Annotated in this window: 17 protein-coding genes and 1 pseudogene; 8 read left to right on the top strand and 10 right to left on the bottom strand. The window is 63.1% G+C overall.

The annotated features are described in order from the left end of the window. Position 1 precedes the first annotated feature (1 nt). A complete protein-coding gene (locus tag AC0L3B_RS29410; protein WP_204510822.1) occupies positions 2-679 on the top strand; it encodes a glutathione S-transferase family protein in 678 nt (225 codons plus the stop codon). Between the two features lie 33 nt (positions 680-712). On the opposite strand, the gene AC0L3B_RS29405 is transcribed toward AC0L3B_RS29410, so the two are convergent. Then, the gene (locus AC0L3B_RS29405) at positions 713-1,912 is read right to left on the bottom strand and encodes a CaiB/BaiF CoA transferase family protein (protein WP_085350859.1); all 1,200 of its coding nucleotides are present in this window, start codon (positions 1,910-1,912) and stop codon (positions 713-715) included. A gap of 99 nt (positions 1,913-2,011) precedes the next feature. Then, positions 2,012-2,644 carry a 2-hydroxychromene-2-carboxylate isomerase gene (locus AC0L3B_RS29400; protein ID WP_085351026.1) on the bottom strand — a complete coding sequence of 211 codons (633 nt, stop codon included), beginning with the start codon at positions 2,642-2,644 and terminating at the stop codon, positions 2,012-2,014. A gap of 239 nt (positions 2,645-2,883) precedes the next feature. Here AC0L3B_RS29400 and AC0L3B_RS29395 point away from each other — a divergent pair, with 239 nt between their 5' ends. Next, complete coding sequence (locus tag AC0L3B_RS29395) at positions 2,884-3,396, top strand: winged helix-turn-helix transcriptional regulator (protein WP_018458768.1); 513 nt, start codon at positions 2,884-2,886, stop codon at positions 3,394-3,396. Between the two features lie 26 nt (positions 3,397-3,422). Here the strand turns inward: AC0L3B_RS29395 and AC0L3B_RS29390 are convergent, their stop codons facing one another. From AC0L3B_RS29390 to AC0L3B_RS29370, 5 genes and pseudogenes are all read right to left on the bottom strand, one after another. After that, entirely contained in the window at positions 3,423-5,225 is a 1,803-nt protein-coding gene (locus AC0L3B_RS29390) for an AMP-binding protein (RefSeq protein ID WP_085362429.1), read from the bottom strand. Between the two features lie 53 nt (positions 5,226-5,278). Further along, the gene (locus tag AC0L3B_RS29385) at positions 5,279-6,478 is read right to left on the bottom strand and encodes an ABC transporter substrate-binding protein (protein WP_085362428.1); all 1,200 of its coding nucleotides are present in this window, start codon (positions 6,476-6,478) and stop codon (positions 5,279-5,281) included. A 430-nt stretch (positions 6,479-6,908) separates the two neighbouring features. After that, positions 6,909-7,303 (bottom strand): annotated as a pseudogene (locus tag AC0L3B_RS29380) (efflux RND transporter permease subunit); the annotation flags it as partial. Positions 7,304-7,364: 61 nt separating this feature from the next. Then, positions 7,365-7,820, bottom strand: a complete 456-nt coding sequence (locus tag AC0L3B_RS29375; RefSeq protein WP_231188679.1) for a nuclear transport factor 2 family protein — start codon at positions 7,818-7,820, stop codon at positions 7,365-7,367. Between the two features lie 39 nt (positions 7,821-7,859). Next, the gene (locus tag AC0L3B_RS29370) at positions 7,860-8,942 is read right to left on the bottom strand and encodes an efflux RND transporter periplasmic adaptor subunit (protein ID WP_473381493.1); all 1,083 of its coding nucleotides are present in this window, start codon (positions 8,940-8,942) and stop codon (positions 7,860-7,862) included. Positions 8,943-9,028: 86 nt separating this feature from the next. On the opposite strand from AC0L3B_RS29370, the gene AC0L3B_RS29365 reads away from it, so the two are divergent. The 3 genes from AC0L3B_RS29365 (at position 9,029) to AC0L3B_RS29355 (ending at position 11,241) form a co-directional block, all read left to right on the top strand. Then, on the top strand, positions 9,029-9,607 hold the full coding sequence (locus AC0L3B_RS29365) for a TetR/AcrR family transcriptional regulator (protein WP_026233656.1): 579 nt from the start codon (positions 9,029-9,031) through the stop codon (positions 9,605-9,607). Between the two features lie 35 nt (positions 9,608-9,642). Further along, entirely contained in the window at positions 9,643-10,803 is a 1,161-nt protein-coding gene (locus AC0L3B_RS29360; protein ID WP_204510818.1) for an iron-containing alcohol dehydrogenase, read from the top strand. A 141-nt stretch (positions 10,804-10,944) separates the two neighbouring features. After that, on the top strand, positions 10,945-11,241 hold the full coding sequence (locus tag AC0L3B_RS29355) for a hypothetical protein (RefSeq protein WP_231188681.1): 297 nt from the start codon (positions 10,945-10,947) through the stop codon (positions 11,239-11,241). 225 nt (positions 11,242-11,466) lie between these two features. On the opposite strand, the gene hydA is transcribed toward AC0L3B_RS29355, so the two are convergent. Continuing rightward, positions 11,467-12,888 (bottom strand): dihydropyrimidinase, encoded by a 1,422-nt coding sequence (hydA, locus tag AC0L3B_RS29350; RefSeq protein ID WP_018458759.1) that lies wholly within the window; start codon positions 12,886-12,888, stop codon positions 11,467-11,469. Next, complete coding sequence (locus AC0L3B_RS29345) at positions 12,888-13,628, bottom strand: maleate cis-trans isomerase family protein (protein ID WP_018458758.1); 741 nt, start codon at positions 13,626-13,628, stop codon at positions 12,888-12,890. Before AC0L3B_RS29345 ends, hydA begins: the two co-directional genes overlap by 1 nt. A 206-nt stretch (positions 13,629-13,834) precedes the next feature. Here AC0L3B_RS29345 and AC0L3B_RS29340 point away from each other — a divergent pair, with 206 nt between their 5' ends. Both AC0L3B_RS29340 and AC0L3B_RS29335 read left to right on the top strand, forming a co-directional pair. Further along, entirely contained in the window at positions 13,835-14,551 is a 717-nt protein-coding gene (locus AC0L3B_RS29340; protein WP_018458757.1) for a GntR family transcriptional regulator, read from the top strand. Next, positions 14,548-15,297 (top strand): aspartate/glutamate racemase family protein, encoded by a 750-nt coding sequence (locus tag AC0L3B_RS29335; RefSeq protein WP_018458756.1) that lies wholly within the window; start codon positions 14,548-14,550, stop codon positions 15,295-15,297. The genes AC0L3B_RS29340 and AC0L3B_RS29335 overlap by 4 nt, the downstream gene beginning before the upstream one ends. Here AC0L3B_RS29335 and AC0L3B_RS29330 read toward each other — a convergent pair. Then, positions 15,294-16,685, bottom strand: coding sequence for an amidase (locus AC0L3B_RS29330; RefSeq protein ID WP_473381492.1), 1,392 nt, complete (start codon positions 16,683-16,685; stop codon positions 15,294-15,296). The two genes, AC0L3B_RS29335 and AC0L3B_RS29330, sit on opposite strands and share 4 nt — an antisense overlap. Positions 16,686-16,773: 88 nt before the next feature. Between AC0L3B_RS29330 and AC0L3B_RS29325 the strand changes: the two genes are divergently transcribed. Beyond that, on the top strand, positions 16,774-17,868 hold the full coding sequence (locus tag AC0L3B_RS29325; protein WP_018458754.1) for an ABC transporter ATP-binding protein: 1,095 nt from the start codon (positions 16,774-16,776) through the stop codon (positions 17,866-17,868). Positions 17,869-17,890: the final 22 nt, after the last annotated feature.

Raw genomic sequence — 17,890 nt, 5'->3', positions numbered from 1 at the left:
CATGAGCGACAATCCAGACCTCACTTTGTGGGGCGTCGGGACAAGCCGCACCGTTCGGCCGCACTGGGCGATGCACGAGCTGGGGCTGGCCTACGAGATCAAACCGATCGGCCCACGGACCGGCGAGACCAAGACCGCCGAATATACCAGGCTCAATCCGCGCCAGAAGATTCCGCTGCTGCAGGACGGTGATTTCCGCATCGGCGAGAGCGCCGCGATCGTCGCTTATCTGTCGCGGATGTACTCAACGCCGGAGCGTGCATTGATCCCTGAATCCACCCGCGACTATGCCGCGTGGCTGGAATGGTGCTTCTTTATCGTCACCGAGCTCGACTCGACTAGCCTGTATGTGATGCGCCGTCACAGCGCCGATGCGCTCGGCCCAATTTACGGCGTCGCGCCGGAGGTCGTAGCTCAAGCCGCAGAATACTTTCGGGCGCAGCTGCGCCATGTCGAGGTCGCGCTGGCCGACGGCCGACATTTTATCATGGGCGAGCGATTCAGCAGCGCCGACATCCTGCTGACGACGTGCCTGGACTGGGCGGTCGCCTACGGGGTAGGCATCTGCGACAATGCGCAGCCCTATCTCGAGCGCATGCGAAGCCGGGAGGCTTACCAGCGAGCGGTTGCCGCGAATGCTCCGCGCGCACCAATTAAACCGACGCCTGCCAAGGCCTGAGAACCGTTCGCCGGACGCGCGAAGTGCATCGACCTACATGGCCACGCGTAACGTGCGTGCAGCGACCATATCGTCGATCGCGCCATCATCGTAGCCCAGTTCGCGAAGCACCTCGCGCGAGTGCTCCCCGACGCGCGGGGCCGGTCCGCCGATGGCAGCCTGGTTGACCTCGAAGCGAGCCGCGGGCTTGGGCTGGCGCACACGGCCGACCTTCGGTTGGTCGAACTCCGCGATGATTCCGCGCGCCACGACCTGCTCATTGTGGATGATCTCGCCGCGCCGCAGGATCGGCGCGCAAGGGACATCCGCAGCGTCCAACCGCTCCAGCCATTCGGCGGTCGTGTGCCGGCCGATATACTCCGCCATCTTGTTGATGCGCGCCGTGGCGTTCACCGAACGCGCGGACGGGGTCGCAAACCGGGCATCGTTGGCGAGTTCGGGATCGCCGGACGCGCGGCAGAAGCCCTGCCATTCGGAATCTGAGATGGTGCCGGCCGTGATGTAACCATCGCTGGTCTTGAACACGAGATCCGGGCGGTCGTTGGGATCGGCGGCAGCGGCCTCGGCTCCGACCACCGTGTACTGCATCATGCCTTCCGGCCAGAGGTAGGAAATCATCGCGTCCAGCATCGCGACCTGGATATGATCCCCCTGCCCCGTCTTCTCACGCGCGTAGAGCGCCGCCGCCACCGCCTGCGCGGTGAACACGGCGGTGGTCTTGTCGCACACGATGGTGCGGATCATCTGCGGGCGATTGGTGACCGGCTGCGACTGGATATCGGCAAAGCCCGACAGGCCCTGAATGATTGGATCGTAGACGCGCTTCTTCACATAGGGCCCGGTGTCGCCGACGCCGCTGATCGAGACATAGATCAAGCGCGGATGACGCCGGCGCAGTTCTTCGACGCCGAGGCCGAGGCGCTCCATGGTGCCGGGCCGGAAGTTCTGCACCAGAACATCGGCCTGCGCGACCAGCTTGGCCAGCACCTCGTGCCCGGCGGGGCTCTTGACGTCGATCGAGAGCGAACGCTTGCCGCGGTTGGACGAGATGAACAGCGCGGAGAACTCGCCGTCCTTGTCGATGGTGGCCCGGCTGCGACGGGTGATATCGCCACCGATCGGCTCGATCTTGAGCACGTCGGCGCCCTGGTCCGCCAGAAACATGGTCGCAAACGGGCCCGACACCACGCCGGTCAGATCGAGGACACGAACGCCGCTAAGCGGACCAGCCATTTCACTCTCCCTGGATTGTTTTTCTGCCGACGGGCTGAGGATAAACTCCGGCTTACCGCCAGCCCTTCGCCTCAACCCGCACGGACCGCAAGTCGGTAACTAGCCGGTCTTGGAAACGGGCTGCCGGGTCTGTTCGACGATCGATTCCTCGACGTCGCGGAGTTGATCCTTGCCGAAAAACATCTCCTTGCCGACGAAGAATGTCGGCGAGCCGAAGGCACCGCGGGCGACGGCGTCATTGGTCAGGTCAATCAGCTTCTTTTTGACGTCATCCTGCTGCGCGCGCGTAACCAGCCTGTCGATGTCGATCCCCGAGGAGGCAAATGCGGTCCGGAACACTTCGGGATCATCCATCTTCTTGGGCTCCTCCCACATGTGATGATAGGCGGCGCGGAAATAGGGTTCGAATACGCCTTCGAACTGGGCCGCGACGGCGCCGCGCATCAGCATCAAAGTGTTGACTGGAAAGAAGGTATTCTGACGAAATTTCGTGATGTTGTGGCGGCGGATAAACCGCTGGGTCTCGAGCGCCTGGTATTCCGGCTTGTTCTTGATCCCGCGAAGCGAGTCGAACGGGGACATGTTGCCGGTCGCCTTGTAGATCCCGCCGAGCAGGACCGGGACGTACTCGAATTTTACCGCGGTCCGCCGCTCGATCCCGGGGATGGCGACCTCCGCCAGATACGCGTTTGGGCTGCCGAAATCGAACTGGAATTCAACCTTGAGGGTCATGACCGCTTTCTCCCGCAGAGCGTATTGGATGGTCAGGGACCGGCGATCCAATCGCATGGCTTGCCTGTTCTCACTTCTACAGTTCTAAAAACGAACTGTCAAATTCGGCTAGATTTATGCTGGTTTGACCGTTTCATCGGGTATTGTTTGGAATTCAGTACCTATCTAGAATGCAAGGCAAATATGGCGGCCTCGGCAGCGATTCGAGCGGGTCTCGCTGGGATGACTGGAGAATACGGATGAAGTGGAAAGAACTGGAGGAAGAGCCGTGTTCGATGGCCCGAACCATCGGCGTGATCGGTGACCGCTGGACCCTTCTGATCCTGCGCGAATGTTTTTTGCGCACGCGGCGCTTCGAAGGATTCCAGTCGGCGCTCGGAATTACACGTCATCTCCTCGCCGAACGGCTGAAGAAGCTGGTCCGGCAGGGCATTCTGCGCCGCATTCCCTACCAGGAGGCGCCAAAGCGGCACGAATATATCCTGACCCAGAAGGGTCTCGACCTTTATCCGATCATGATGGCGCTCGTGCATTGGGGCGACACTCACATGGTCGACGAGCGCGGCCGGCCGCTGCTGCACCAGCACCGCAAGTGCGGAAAGGACTTCGACCCGGTCATGGTGTGCTCTGAATGCGGCGAGCCGCTCTCGGCCAAGGAGGTTCATACCCATCCAGGCCCCGGCGCCCAAAGCCCGCTGACGACAGCCGCACCTGACAAGCCGAAGGCAAAGGCGCGCCGCAGCGCCGCTTGAGCCGGCCACCGGCGTCAGGCACTGAATCAGACTCGAATCACGGCTGCGTCGGGTTCGTTGCAGTGGAGACGGTCCGCTTGTTCAGCCCGGTGCTTGAGCACAGCACGTTGATTGACATAGGCCTTGTCGGTGATTTCTCCCGCGGCCAATGAGGGCGGATCCTTCAGCAGGGTGAACGTGCAGATTTTTTCGCTGCTTCCGACGGCCTCATTGTATTCCTGCAAACGATGTCTCAGGAATTCGATCACCTTGGGGTCGCAGGTCAAATCCGCAGCCGGCGCGTTCGAAATCCGCGCCGCCTCGGTTGGATTCAGCCAGCACAGCAGCGCGCAGGCATCACGGTTTTCTCCGGCAACGACAATGTCCAGTAGGACGCCGCGCGTTGCGGCCAGGATGGCGGCACGCATATTGCCGATCGCAACCCAGGTGCCGTTCGCGAGCTTGAAGTTCTCCGAAATTCTGCCGGTGAAACGCAGACCGAACTCCGGCTTCTCGGGATCGATAAACGACACGGTGTCGCCGATGCGGTAGAACCCCTCCTCGTCGAAAGCCTTCTCCGTCAGATCGGCTCTGCCGAGATAACCGGGGGTGACGTTGGGGCCCTTGACCCTGGCCTCGTACGTGTCGGAAACAGGGATCAGTTTCAGCTGCACGCCCGGCGCGGGAAGGCCAATCTCGCCCGGCCGATCCGTTGCCCAATGCGTCGTGCTGATTGTCGGCGCCGTTTCGGTCGTCCCGTACCCCGACATCACCGGAATCCGCCGGCCCGTGACCGATGAAGTCAGCCGATAGAGTTTTTCGAGCGTTCCTTGCGAAATGGCAGCCCCCGCGTAGCTCAATCGATCCAGCCGTTTGAAGATGCTGGCGCCGAGGGCGAAGTCGTTCTCGATGGCATCGCACAACAGGTTATAGCCGGCGGGAACGTTGAACATCGCCGTCGGCGAGATCTCCTTGAGGTTCGCCACCGATTTGTGAAAGAGCTGAGGCAGCGGCCGACCGTCATCGATGTAGAGCGTCCCGCCGTTCCTGAGAATGCCGTGAAGAATGACGTTGCTGCCCATCGTATGGTGCCACGGCAGCCATTCGACCTGAACCGGCGCCTCCGGAGGCGACACCAGCAGGCTCCCCATTTGCAGCGAGCTCGCCATCATGCGATGCGTGTTCAGCACGCCCTTTGGCAGGCCGGTCGAACCGGAGGTGAAGAGAATTTTTGCAACGGCGTCGCTGGGGATTGCACCCGACGCACGCGTGAATCCTTCACGGTCCGTTCGATCCGTCAGGACCCGGAAGGGCGTCGTCTCCGGCGCGCCATCGACGCTGATCCAGGTCGAGTCTGCCAATTCGGGAATGGAACGGGCCGCGGAAAAGTCGCGTCCACTCTGAACGAAAACGAAGTTCGGACGCAGCACCTGCGCGATGTCCTTGAGGCGCGCAAGGCCGCCGGGCATCAGCGTGTAGTTCGGCGATATAGGCGCCAGAATGACACCTATCGACATCGCCGCAAAGGAGATCACCGCGTTCTCGATGGAGTTGCCCGAAAGCACGGCCAGCCTGTCAGCCGGCTTTGCGCCCATGTCCATCAGACTCTGGCCGACCGCCTGGACCTGCGACCATGCTTCGCCATAGGTGATCTCGTCCCATCCCCCTTTGGCATTGCGCTGTGCGAGGAATATTCGCTGCGGAGCCGCGGCTGCCCAGCGCGGCAGAAAATCGGTGACGCGCCAGTCACATGGCCCCAATTCGAGCGGCGACCTCAATATGAGCGTGCCGTCGGTCCGGCGCTCGACGGAGAGCTCCCTTGGCGCAAACGTCAATGGCTTCGTCGACATCGAAAACGATCTCCTGAATTGCCGCGGATGGATAGAACGGGCTGCGCCAAGCGTCACTCGGACCTGGCGTCCAGGACGTCTCCGAACGCTTGCCACGTCGTGCCGGTCCAGCGCTGCAGCCGCATCTGCGTCCAGATCATGTTCTCGGTCTCGCTGGTGTTGACCTTGATCCCGGGCAGCACAGTCGGAACGACGACGTCTTTCAGGTTCTTCGCCTGCGCCAGGATATTCTTCCGCGACAGATCATCACCGCATTGCTTGAGGATTTGCTCGAGCAGGACGCCTTGCTGATAGCCGGTCAGATAGCTGCCGTTGGTGATATCGGCGCCCTGCAGATACTTGTCGAAAAATGCCCGGTAAGCCCGCATGCCCGGATCGTCCTTCCATGTCTCGTCCAGGACATCCTTGTTGGTCGTGCCGACCATCACGCCGACCGATTTGTCGAGCCCGGCCGGTGCAAGCGTGCCTCCGACCGATCCGGACGGGAAATTGATGATCACGGTCGCCTTCCAGCCGATCACCGAAGCTTGCCGGATGGCTTGCGCCGCGAACTTCGGCGTCCCGGCGATCACCAAGGCCTCGGCACCCGAGCTCTTCAGATTGGTAATCTGCGAATCAATCGTCGGTTCAGTGACCTCGTAGGAAGCACTGACGACCTTGCGGTCGAAATCCTTGCCGAGAAACGCCTTGAAGGCAGCGAGGTAATCTTTGCCGAGATCGTCGTTCTGATAGAGGATGGCATACTTGGCGTTCGGTAGCGTTCTCGTCAGGTATTTGGCGTAGATTTTTCCTTCGGTGTCGTAGCTGACAAGACCCGTGGTGATCAGCGGGTAATTGGCGACGTCCGTGAACTTGGACGAGCCGCTGACGATGGCGACACTCGGTACCCCTTTGGCCCTAAGGTATTTTGCAGTGGCTGAGATGCCGGGGGTTCCGAGCTGGCCGAACATGAACGACACTTCGTCGCTCTCAACGAGCTTGCGGACGTGCTCCACCGCTTTGGGAGGACTATATCCGTCGTCATAGGCGATGTAGTTGATCTTGCGTCCTTTGACGCCGCCGCGGTCGTTCAACGCCTGAACGTAGGCCATGAGCCCCTTGCCCACGAGACCGATCGATGATGCCGGTCCGCTGAAGGGAAAAACCCCGCCAATCTTGATTTCGGTAGCAGAGATTCCCGGCTCGTCGGCGGCGAATGCGGGACCACTCAGGAATAGAGCCAGAGCCGCGACGATCTTCCATCTCACCAGCATTGCGTCCTCCCAAACTTGCACCCCTTCTCGAGTGTGCGGCTTTGTTTTGTTGCGCCGGTGGCGGCTCGTCGCGCCCTTTGCGAAGAGGCATCGCGCAGAACAGGTCCAGCCGTAAATCCGGCACGTCGCGGCCGTTGCGTTCGGCCATCTCGTGCGCAGCCTACAGTTCTTTTTTTGAACTCGTCAAGCGATTAGATGCTCACGTGCCGTGACTTGGACGACAGGCCCCGTCCTCGTACTTGGAAATAATTTGGTCTAAATCCTGCGTATAAGGCCGCGTTTTCGGCTGTTCTAGGACAGGATCGCTGGCGCATTTCCATGCTGCTGCGCACATTCTTTTTTTGAACTATAAGGCCGCCGCGAGACCACGCAGTGCCTGGCTTATCTAGCCAGGCACCCACGGCGCAGCAGGGATAGATTTCGCCGAGCCCTACTCGGCGGCGATTGCTGTTCGCAATTCTGCATCCTTCGCCGAACGCTCATAGAGCTCGTCCGGGGCTGGCTTGATGCGAACCAGGCCACATAAAGCGCAGGAAGGAACAGCAGGATCAGGACCTTGCCAACTGCCGTGCCGCCAATCAGCGTATAGGCCATCGATCCCCAGAACACGGAATGCGTCAGAGGAATGAAGGCCAGCACGGCGGCAAGTGCGGTCAGGATCACCGGCCTGGTGCGTTGCACGGTGGCTTCGATGACGGCGTGATAGTCATCGAGGCCGGCAGCACGATTCTCCTTGATCTGTTCGGTCAGGATCAGGGTATTGCGCATCAGGATGCCTGCCAGTCCGATCAGGCCAAGAATGGCGTTGAACCCGAACGCAGGATGATGAAGACAGGGTAACGGCCCGTTCGCGAACGGCGATCGCGGAAAGATTAAGGTTCATCTGCTAACTTACAATTGGCTGGGCGGCAGCTTCCTTGAGGCCAGCTGCCGCTTGGGCGTCAAGCCCGCGCGCGGCTTCCTGTGAATCTTGAAATTCCTCGAGGGCATGGACTCTGCCCCACCGCAGGGTGAACACGTGGAGACCGCGGTTGACGTACGAGCCGTCGCCATCGAGCAGCGTTGCGGTGCCGTCCCATTCGACAAACACGGTGGTGTTCCAGGGCCAGCCCTTCACCCAGACGTTGTTGACCCTGATATGGAGCGTGGGCAGGACGCGTCCGAGCCGCTCGAACCAGCGGCGCAGGGCCGCTTTGTCGTGGCGCTCCCCGCCCAACGCGTGATGGCCGGAAACACGGTGATGGATGTGCGGCGCGACCGCCTTCACCGCTTCATCCCAGCGATGGTTGTTGACATGGTCGAAGGTCTTTCGGATTTCCTGCTCGACGATGTAGCTGTACATGTGCTTCTCCAGCGGCTGGGGCGGAACGATTGAGACTCTTCAGTTGCTCCGGCTTTCAGCGGCGGTCCTGACACGAGCGCCCTCCTGCAGGAGGTGAGCGCCGAGCGAAACAATTGGATCACCAGAATTCAAGCCGGAGATCACGGCGGTTTCGTCGGTCACCCGAACAAGCTTGATCGGCCGAAAGCGTACGCTTGAGGTGGCGCTGTCGAGGATCCAAACTCCGGTCTTGCGGCCATCATCGAGCACTGCTCGGAGCGGCACCTGAACTTGCGGCTCGCTCGTTTGGCTCGGTAGCCGAATGGTCACCGTCGCGCCAAGTGGTGCGGCCGCGGCTTCACCGTCCAGGACATACCGGGCTTCATAGGTTCGGGTCTGGGCATCGGCGGCGTCGGACAATTGCCGCAAACGCGCCGTATAGCGCCACCCTTCGGCTACTCCGTACACGCTGGCCTCGGCCACGGAGTCGATTGCCGGCCGGATCGTTTCAGGGAGCGCGACCACCGCCTCGCGAGGACCGGCCTTGGCAATCCGAACAACCGTCTGGCCGGCCGAAACGACCTGCCCGGGCTCGCCAAGCGTTTCGACCACCGTTCCGTCCGCGTCCGCGACCAGGATCGAGTACGTCGCCTCGTTCTCGGCAACCCGTGCATCGGCTTCAGCGCTCGCAAGCTGCGCCTCGGCCGTATCCAGCGCGGCCTTGGCTTGCTCGTAGCGCTGTCGGGAAGCCCAGCCGTTGCTCACCAACTTGGCGTATCGCGGTTCGTCCGCTTCGGTCTGCACGACGGACGCGCGCGCGGCAGCAACGGCGTTGCGCTTCGCCGTGACCGCAAGACGAAGGTCGGTTTCGTCGATCCGCATCAGCGGCTGACCGGCTTTGACCTGCTCACCGGTATTCACAAGCCGCTCCACGATCTTGCCGGGAACGCGAAAACCGAGGCTGCTCTGCACCCGCGCCCCGATCCGGTCACCCGCGCCCGCGGCCGCGATCCTGACGATCGGGGCTTCTTGCCTCGGATCGCTCACGGCCGAGGCCGCCGGCGCGCGAAGCGTAACGAATGCGGCCACCGCGCATCCCGCGATCAGGACGCTCCCCAGCACGATCATCTGTCGCTTTTTCATAACGTGGCCTCATGCCAGATAGATTGCGTTCGAGCTCTATACCGGATAATAGATGTCGAACGCAATCTAAAATGGGGAGACCAATGATGCGAGTGAGTCGCATTCAGGCTGAGGAAAACCGGCAAAACGTCATCAATGTCGCAAGCCGCCTGTTTCGGTCGCGGGGATTTGACGGCATCGGCCTCAAGGACCTGATGGAAGCTGCCGGGCTGACCCAAGGCGCATTCTACAAGCAGTTTGAGTCAAAGGAGGACCTGGCCGCGCAGGCGTCGACGCGCGCGCTGGAGAGCGCCACGCTGCGATGGTCGACCGCCATCGCCGCGGCCCCTGAGGATCCCCTCGGGGCGGTGATGGGGTTCTATCTCAGCACGGATCATCGCGACGAAAAGATGGACGGTTGCCCGATCGTGGCGCTCGGCTCGGATGTGGCCAGACAGAGCAGCGAGGTGAAAGCGTCGTTCGAAGGCGGGATCAAAGCGCATATCGAAATCCTCAGCCGCCTGATTGCCGAAACGAGCGACGAGGAATCCAGGAGCAAAGCCATGGCCATTCTTTCGACGATGGTCGGAGCGTTGACACTCTCACGCGTCGTCAACGATCCCGATCTCGCTCAGGCCTTTCTGGAAACGGCGTCGCGACAGATTCGCGACACTGTCGCCGCTTGAAGATCGGTGCTTGATAACTCACAGGGAGAACGCAAATGCGCAAAGCAGGGATACACAATTTTCCGGCGATCGACCGTGTCGTTTACGGCAAAGCTGCGTCTGAGGCCTTGAACGATGAAGCGGTGCGGCTGGATGCCAAGCGCGTCTTCCTGATCGTCAGCCGCACCTTGAATACCAAGACCGACGAGATCGAGAAGATCCGGCGTGCGCTCGGCGAAAGACATGTCGCGACCTTCGATGGAATTGCAGAGCACACCACGCGCAAGCAAGCTGCCGAGGTTGCCCGTCAAGCCAAAGACGCCGGAGCCGACCTGGTGGTCGCCGTCGGGGGAGGCTCGGCGATCGATCTCGCCAAGATCGTCATCATGGCGATGGAACATGACATCCGTGACGAAGCGGGTTTCGATCCATTTCCCATGGGCCCGGGCGTCACCGTCTCTCCGTTCCGATCGCCAAAGGTTCGACAGATCGCGGTGCCATCCACGCTGAACGGCGGCGAATACAATGCAGCAGCGCTCGTCACCGATGAACGCAGCAGGCTGAAGCAGATCTTCTTCCATTCTCTGATGATGCCGGTGGCGATCATTCTCGACCCTGCCCTTACCGTCCATACGCCCTCGAAGCTCTGGATGGGATCGGGAACGCGCTCGATGGACCACGGCATCGAAGCATTGTGCTCACCCGCCGGCACGCCGCTTAGCGACGAGGTGGTCCTGGCCGGCATCCGCACGCTTCGGGAGGGAATGCAACGGACCTTGCAGCAACCCGATGATCTGGAGGCGCGTCGACTGTCTCAATATGGCGCGTGGCTCGCCGCTTTCGGCCTCCAGGCGCGGGTCCCGATGGGAGCCAGTCACGGCATCGGCCACGTGCTTGGCGGGACCTTCGGCGTACCACACTATTATTGCACACCGGTCATCATGCCGAGCCTACTTCGCTACAACAAGGCGTTCACAGAGGATGCGCAAACGCGCTTAGCAGCGGCTCTTGGCGAGCCGGGCATGGAAGCGGCAGCCGCCTTCGCAGAATTCACCAGGAGACTTGGACTACCCGGTCGCCTTGCCGACGTCGGGATCGGCGAAGACAAGTTCGAGCAGATCAGCAAGATTGCGATCAATCATCGCTTCGTGCAGGCCAATCCGCGGCCTTTTAAAAGCGAAGCCGACATCGTCGATCTGTTGCGAATGGCCGCCTAGCCAAATCCGAATGAACTGATACTTGCCCAAATTGACGTGCGGGAGAATCCAGCCATGACATCAGCTCCGCGCCCACGCCGGCAAGTAGGGCCGGCGACGCGCCGGCAACCGTCTATCAACTGTTCATGCAGGAGAGCGCGGATGCTGCCCGCTGGCATGAACATCCACGGTGGAGAAAGCCGTAAAGACAAGGAGGCGATCCCTTGCTCAACCTGTCACATGACTTCGACGCAAGTAAACGAACCGGCTCCCGCTCCGCCCCGCGCCGGCATCGACTGGCAACTCGCTCCCGTTGACTTCATCCGGTTCGGAAAAAGCGGCGCCGAGATCTGCGCGCAAATGAAGGATCCCAAGCGCAATGGCGGCCGCGATGCCGCCGGGCTGGTCGAACATCTGCGCCATGACGCTTCGTTGAACGGCTTCATTCCGCACGGCTGAGCGCCCGGCACAGGTCGGACGACGCCACCAGGCAGCTTCGAGAATCGTGTCAAGGACGTCGCCTTATGGGGGACGGCCTGACAACCTTGTCCGAATTGATTAGATTCGTTTTGCCGCATGCGAAGGCTGGATACGAACATATGACCGGCATGATCTGTGGACTTGAGACGGCCGTCGCGCCGCGCGCACGGGCGCCATAGCTGAGCAGCAACGCGTTGAGTCCGATCAGATCAGGCTCGACCTGCCGCGGCTGAGAATGTCGCCTGCGCCTTTGTCGCCGACGATCCTGCCGTGTTCGTACACCACCCGGCCACGGGCGATCGTCGTTACCGGCCATCCGGTGACGTCGAACCCTTCCCATGGCGTGTAGTCCGAACCGTGATGCAGATCGGCCTGCCGAATAGGCTTCTTCAATTTGGGATCCCAGAGCACGATATCCGCATCGAAGCCGACGCCGATCGAGCCCTTGCGCGGATAGAGGCCGTAGATGCGCGCATGGTTGGTCGCGGTCAGCTCGACGAATTTTTGCAGGCTGATCCGTCCCTTCGACACGCCTTCGGAGAACAGAATCGGCAGCCGGGTCTCGACACCTGGAATGCCGTTCGGCACCCAGCGGAACGAGGTGCGGCCGTTCGGCGTCAGCTTGCCCCTGGGATCGTCGTAACGGAACGGGCAGTGATCGGACGAGAAAGTCTGGAACACGCCCGTGGTGATGCCTTCCCAGATCGCCTGCTGGCTTTCCGCGTCGCGCGGCGGCGGCGAGCAGACATATTTCGCGCCTGACATGTCCATGTTCAGACCCTTCATGTCGTCAGCCGTCAGCGTAATGTATTGCGGGCAGGTCTCGGCATGAACAGGCAATCCGCGCTGCTGAGCCCAGCGCACCTGCTCCATCGCCTCGCGCCCGGAGACGTGCACGATCATGATGGGAACGCCGATCACCTCGGCATGACTGATGGCGCGATGCGTGGCTTCGCGCTCGACCGCCTGTGGCCGCGACACGCCGTGATAATAGGGCGCGATATGGCCCTCGCGTTCCAGCTTGGAGGTCAGGAAACGGATGGCGTCGTAACCCTCGCAATGGACCATCACCAGCGCCTCCTCGCGGCGCGCGACCTCGAAGACCTCGAGCAGCTGCTTGTCACTGAGCACGAGGTCGTCATAGGTCATGAACACCTTGAACGAGGTGTAGCCGTCCTTGACCAGGGCCGGCAGCTCCTGCCCGAGCACGACCGCGGTCGGATCGGAGATGATGAGATGGAACGCCGTGTCGATATAGCACTCGCCTTCGGCAAGCTTGCGGTAGTTCTCGACGCAGGTCCGCAGCGACGTGCCCTTCTGCTGCAGCGCGAACGGCAGCACCATGGTGTTGCCGCCGGCGGCTGCCGAACGGGTCGCTGAGGCGAAGTCGTCGGCCATCACCACGTCGGGGCCGGAGGCCTGCGAGATGTGGACATGGCTGTCGATCCCGCCCGGCAGGGCCAGCAGCCCGGTCGCGTCGATCTCGCGCGCTGCGCCTTCGAGATGATCAGCAATGCTGACGATGCGGCCGTCGCGAATGCCGATATCGGCGCGGAACTCGTCGCTGGCCGTCACGATGGTGCCGCCGCGAATAGCAAGATCGAGCTGCGTCACAGGAGTCTCCATCACTTGATGACCGTCGATGTCTGGAAGATCCGCCCCCAGTCGGCAAGAGCCCCGGCATCGCCGCCGGCGAGCTCCAGGGTTCGCCACAGCGTGACCGCTACCGAATCGACCACCGCGACATTCAATTCCCGTTCGAGCGAAGCCGCCAGCGCGGCGCCGTCGAGGTTGGTGCAGAGGATGACGACAGCATCGGCGCCGTCAGCCGCCACAGCGCGGATCATGCCAGCAATCGTCGCAGGCGCGACCTCGCCGAAAGAGAAATTGTCGCGCAGTCCGAGGTGCCGCTCCGCGTGCGGGGCGATCCCCTCCTCGGCCCAGACGTGACCGATCCGCCGCTGCACGTCGTCGGTATAGGGCGAGACCAGGCCGACACGTTTGGCGCCGAGCGCGCGAGCGGCATCGATGCAGGCGAGCGTGGAGGTCGTCGCCGGCACGCCGGTGCGCACCGTGATTGCCTCGCAAAGGCTCCGGTCTCTGCCGATGCCGAGCCAGCTTGCGGACGTACCGTTCCAGGCGATGGCATCGACCTTCGCATCGGCCAGCAGGTCCGCCGCAGGCAGCATCACCGAGGCGTCGAACTGGTTCAGCGCGGCGGCGTCGAGTGCGATCTCGGTGACGCGGAAACGCGAGAAATGCGCGGTGACATCGGCCACGCCGGCGAGCATCGCACTGGTGACGGGCTCCAGCACCGAATTGGAGGACGGCGTGATCATGCCGAGGCGTTTGCGCACAATTGACATCGATCGCAGTCGCTCCGTTGCGGCGAAAGCGCTCCTCCGCTTCCTCAAAAGGATCATCCGCGTCCGCATCGGTCCACGCAACCCGCAATCTGCATGCTGCATACAATTTATTCGATATGCACGTGTTTTGAGCCACATACGTCTTCTACTTGGGCACCTCACGTGAAGGAAATTAGCTACGATCGCACGTCAGCAGGAAGGCCGGCGTGCCGCAAAAATCCGAACCCAACCCGGGCCGAAAGTCGCCCAAACTCAAACGGATGGGCCTGCATGAGCGCGCCGCCGCGCGGATGCGGACGATGATCATTCGCGGCGAGCTGCCGCCGGGATCGCAGACCCAGGAAACCAGGCTGTCGAAGGAGCTGGGCGTATCGCGCACTCCGCTGCGCGAGGCGATGAAAGTGCTCGCGGCCGAGGGATTGATTGAGCTCCGCCCCAACCGCAGCCCGCGCATCGCCGACCTCGCCGTCGACGGCATCTCGGAATTGTTCGAGGCGCTGGCCGGCATCGAGCGGCTGGCCGCCGAGCTCGCCGCCGAGCGCGCCACCGAGCGCGATCTCGCCCGCCTGCGCACGCTTCAGACCCGCATGGAAGGTCATCATCGCAACGGCAAGCTCGACGAGTACTTCGCCATCAACGGCGAGATCCACGACACCATCGTCCGCATGGCGCGCAACACGCCGCTGCGCGAGGCGCACGTGACGCTAATCTCCCGCGCCGAGCGCGCGCGTTACCTCGCGCTCGGCGCCGACCGGCGCTGGAGCAATTCGGTCGACGAGCACGCCGGCGTCCTTGCCGCGCTCGAGGCGCGCGATAGCGAAACCGCAGGACGCCTGCTCGGCGCCCATGTTCGGCGCACCGGCACGGCGCTGCTCGAAGTCATCGCGGCCTCTCAAGCCAAGCAGACGGCGGCGCAATCATGAAGCTGCTGCTGCTCAACCCGAACACCAGCACCGCAGTCACCCAGTTGATGACGGATGTCGGGCAGCGCGCGGCTGCGCCCGGGACCGAGCTGATCCCCTGCACCGCGACCCGCGGCGTGCCCTATATCTCGACACGCACCGAGGCACAGATCGGCGGTGCCATTGCGCTGGAGATGCTGGCCGGGCAGCATCGCAAGGTCGACGCCGCGATCATCGCCGCCTTCGGCGACCCCGGCCTGTTCGCCGCGCGCGAAACCTTCGACATTCCCGTGGTCGGCATGGCGGAAGCGGCGATGCTGACCGCCTGCATGGCCGGACGGCGTTTCGCCATCGTCACCTTCGCCCAGGCGCTCGGCCCCTGGTACGAGGAATGCGTCCGCGCCCACGGGCTGTGGGAGCGCTGCGCCGGCATCCGCATGCTCGATACGCCGTTCCAGGCGATCTCCGAGGTCGGCACCGAGAAGGAGGATGTGCTGGTCGATCTCGCCAGGCGCGCGATCGTGGAGGACGACGCGGACGTCTTGATTTTTGCAGGTGCGCCGCTCTCGGGCCTCGCCGAGCGCGTGGCCGACCGGATCCCCGTCCCAGTCGTCGATCAAGTCATCGCGTCGGTGAAGCAGGCCGAGGCCCTGGTCGCGCTTCGCCTGCGCAAGGCAACCGCAGGCACGTACCGCCGGCCCGCCGCCAAACCCACCCTTGGTCTTGCCGATGCGCTCGCCGCCCGGCTCGAGCATCGCGATAACTAGGGGAGCTGCGGCCAGCGATGCGAAAAACCAAGCTTGTTCTCAATCGTACGGCCGAAGGCAAACAGGCGGGATTCGCATCCCGGCGGTGCAATGATCTGGATACCGAACGGCAGCTCGTTCTCCGCTCGGGGGGCCGGCAGGGTCAGCACCGGGAAACCGACCAGCGACACGATGAAGGTGACGGCGAGATAATCGATCGGCGTCTCCAGCGCCGCGCCATCGATCGTGGTGACGTCGCTGATCTCATTCGGCCAGGGCAAAACGGACGCCGCCGGCGCTACCAGGAAATCGGCGCGGCTGAACAGCTCGCGAAAGCTGCGATAGATCGCGGTGCGGCGACGCTCGGCATTGAGATAGTCCTCCGCGGAGAGCTTTGCGCCCGCCTCGATATTCCAGATCACGGTGGGCGTCAGCTCGGCGCGGCGCGACTTCAGCAGCTCGCCATAGCCGTTGGCGATGTGCGCGGCGCGCAGCGTCCGAAATGCCTCGATCGCACCGCCGCAATCGGGCGCGGACGGCACCACATCGGCCACGGCTCCGAGCGCCTCGCAGGCCGCGGCGAAACGTGCACGGACATCGCGCGCGACGGCCGCGATCCCGAAATCGGGCGTCGCTGCGATCCGGGGACGCACTGCAACCGGCCGATCCTCATTGACGACACCGATCGAGAGTGGGTCGTGCACATCGCCTCCCCCACAGATCGACAGCGCAAGCTCGAGATCGTCGACGCCGCGGGCGAGAAAACCGTGGGTGGCGAGCATGTCCCAGCCGAGGGAGCGATGCGGCGCCGGGATGCGACCGGGCGTCGGCCGGATCGAGGCGACGTCGCAAAAACTTGCGGGCGTGCGCACGGAGCCACCGAAATCGGTGCCATGGGCCAACGGCACCATGCCGGCCGCGACCGCAACCGCGGAGCCACCGGAAGATCCACCCGAAGTCAGTACCGGATCGAACGGATTGCGCGTCGGCCCGCACAATTTGTTGGTACAGACCGCGCCGAAGCCGAATTCGGGTGTGTTGGTCTTTCCCAGAATGATCGCGCCAGCGCGCCGCAATCGCGCGACCACGAGATCGTCTTCGGCCGGAATATGATCGCGGAACAGAGCCGATCCGTACGTGGTCGCAACCCCCGCAGTGTCGGTGAGGTCCTTGATCCCTATGGGCACCCCATGCAGCGGGCCGACCCGCGTTGGCGCGGCGTCGCAGATATCAGCGGCACGGCGGGCCCCCTCCGCATCGACAGTCACGAAGGCCGCCAATTGGCTATCAAGACTCGCGATCCGCGCCAGATGCGCCTCGACCGCGTCGCGCGAGGAGAGTTCGCCCTTCGCGAGGGCGCGTGCGAGGGCCGTGGCAGTGAGGTCGCAAACCGATCGATCCGACGTCATCACCCCACCATGCCAAACCTCGCGGCGAAAAGCGACCGGTGCGGGCATGAGACTTGCTTTCTACTCCGGGGCAACGGGAGGCAACACCATGGCTGAAGCGCAAGGCGGCCGATCGCTCGTGGTCGACGCCGTCACCCACCGCTATCCGAGCGGCGCGCTCGCGGTCGAGAACATCAATCTCAACATCAAAGGGGGCGAGATCATCGCCCTGCTCGGCCCCTCCGGCTGCGGCAAGACTACCCTGCTGCGCATCATCGCCGGCTTCATCGCGCAGACGCAGGGGCGGATCATCATCGGCGACGACATCGTCGACGCGCTACCGCCGAACCGCCGCGCGGTCGGCATCGTGTTCCAGAACTACGCACTATTCCCCCATCTCAGCATCAGCGAGAACGTCGCTTATGGGCTTGCCGCGCGCGGGATCGACAAGGCGACCCGCCAGCGCGAAGCACAGCGCTTGCTGGATCTGGTGCAGCTGCCGACCATGTCGGAACGGTTGCCACGGCAGCTCTCCGGCGGCCAGCAGCAGCGCGTCGCGCTGGCCCGCGCGCTCGCGATCAAGCCGTCAATCCTGTTGCTCGACGAGCCCTTTGCCGCGCTCGACAAGAATCTGCGGCTCGACATGCAGATCGAGGTCAAGCGGCTCCAGCGCGTCTCCGGCATCACCACGCTGATCGTGACCCACGACCAGGAAGAAGCGCTGTCGATGGCCGACCGCGTCGCCGTCCTGAGCCACGGCAAGCTCGAGCAGTTCGGGTCGCCGTCGGACGTCTACGACCGGCCGCAGACCCTGTTCGTCAACACGTTCGTCGGCGCCAGCAACCGCATGCCCGGCGTGGTCGTCTCGGCAGACCGCACGGCCGCAAAAGTCCGCCTCGATGCCGGCGCGGAAATCATTGCGCGTCCCGCCGGCGGCGCTCTCACCGAGGGCGGCCGCGTCACCGTGTGCATACGCCCCGAGCATCTGCAATTCGTTGGCGACGAGACCGGCTTTGCCGGCGTGGTCGGCATGTCGCTGCCGTTAGGAGCCACCGTCGTCCACGAGGTCACCACCGCGGACGGCTCCGGCGTCAAGATCTCCCAGGCGCGCATCGGCGAGACGCGCACCCTGGAGAGCGGCGCCGCGGTGCGCCTCGCGCCGCTCGCCCCGTCGCTCGCAAACGCTTTTCCTGCAACGCTTTGAATTCAGTTTTTGTCCAGAGGGA

The sequence above is a fragment of the Bradyrhizobium sp. Kon56 genome (assembly GCF_055807635.1).
Note: the sequence above shows the minus strand (reverse complement) of the source record. Positions and strands in the feature narration are given on the sequence as shown.

Excerpts from the sequence above, each read along its gene's own strand:
- AC0L3B_RS29410 (WP_204510822.1), top strand. The coding sequence starts at position 2 with ATGAGCGACAATCCAGACCTCACTTTGTGGGGCGTCGGGACAAGCCGC.
- AC0L3B_RS29405 (WP_085350859.1), bottom strand. The coding sequence starts at position 1,912 with ATGGCTGGTCCGCTTAGCGGCGTTCGTGTCCTCGATCTGACCGGCGTG.
- AC0L3B_RS29400 (WP_085351026.1), bottom strand. The coding sequence starts at position 2,644 with ATGACCCTCAAGGTTGAATTCCAGTTCGATTTCGGCAGCCCAAACGCG.
- AC0L3B_RS29395 (WP_018458768.1), top strand. The coding sequence starts at position 2,884 with ATGAAGTGGAAAGAACTGGAGGAAGAGCCGTGTTCGATGGCCCGAACC.
- AC0L3B_RS29390 (WP_085362429.1), bottom strand. The coding sequence starts at position 5,225 with ATGTCGACGAAGCCATTGACGTTTGCGCCAAGGGAGCTCTCCGTCGAG.
- AC0L3B_RS29385 (WP_085362428.1), bottom strand. The coding sequence starts at position 6,478 with ATGCTGGTGAGATGGAAGATCGTCGCGGCTCTGGCTCTATTCCTGAGT.
- AC0L3B_RS29375 (WP_231188679.1), bottom strand. The coding sequence starts at position 7,820 with ATGTACAGCTACATCGTCGAGCAGGAAATCCGAAAGACCTTCGACCAT.
- AC0L3B_RS29370 (WP_473381493.1), bottom strand. The coding sequence starts at position 8,942 with ATGAAAAAGCGACAGATGATCGTGCTGGGGAGCGTCCTGATCGCGGGA.
- AC0L3B_RS29365 (WP_026233656.1), top strand. The coding sequence starts at position 9,029 with ATGCGAGTGAGTCGCATTCAGGCTGAGGAAAACCGGCAAAACGTCATC.
- AC0L3B_RS29360 (WP_204510818.1), top strand. The coding sequence starts at position 9,643 with ATGCGCAAAGCAGGGATACACAATTTTCCGGCGATCGACCGTGTCGTT.
- AC0L3B_RS29355 (WP_231188681.1), top strand. The coding sequence starts at position 10,945 with ATGCTGCCCGCTGGCATGAACATCCACGGTGGAGAAAGCCGTAAAGAC.
- hydA (WP_018458759.1), bottom strand. The coding sequence starts at position 12,888 with ATGGAGACTCCTGTGACGCAGCTCGATCTTGCTATTCGCGGCGGCACC.
- AC0L3B_RS29345 (WP_018458758.1), bottom strand. The coding sequence starts at position 13,628 with ATGTCAATTGTGCGCAAACGCCTCGGCATGATCACGCCGTCCTCCAAT.
- AC0L3B_RS29335 (WP_018458756.1), top strand. The coding sequence starts at position 14,548 with ATGAAGCTGCTGCTGCTCAACCCGAACACCAGCACCGCAGTCACCCAG.
- AC0L3B_RS29330 (WP_473381492.1), bottom strand. The coding sequence starts at position 16,685 with ATGACGTCGGATCGATCGGTTTGCGACCTCACTGCCACGGCCCTCGCA.
- AC0L3B_RS29325 (WP_018458754.1), top strand. The coding sequence starts at position 16,774 with ATGGCTGAAGCGCAAGGCGGCCGATCGCTCGTGGTCGACGCCGTCACC.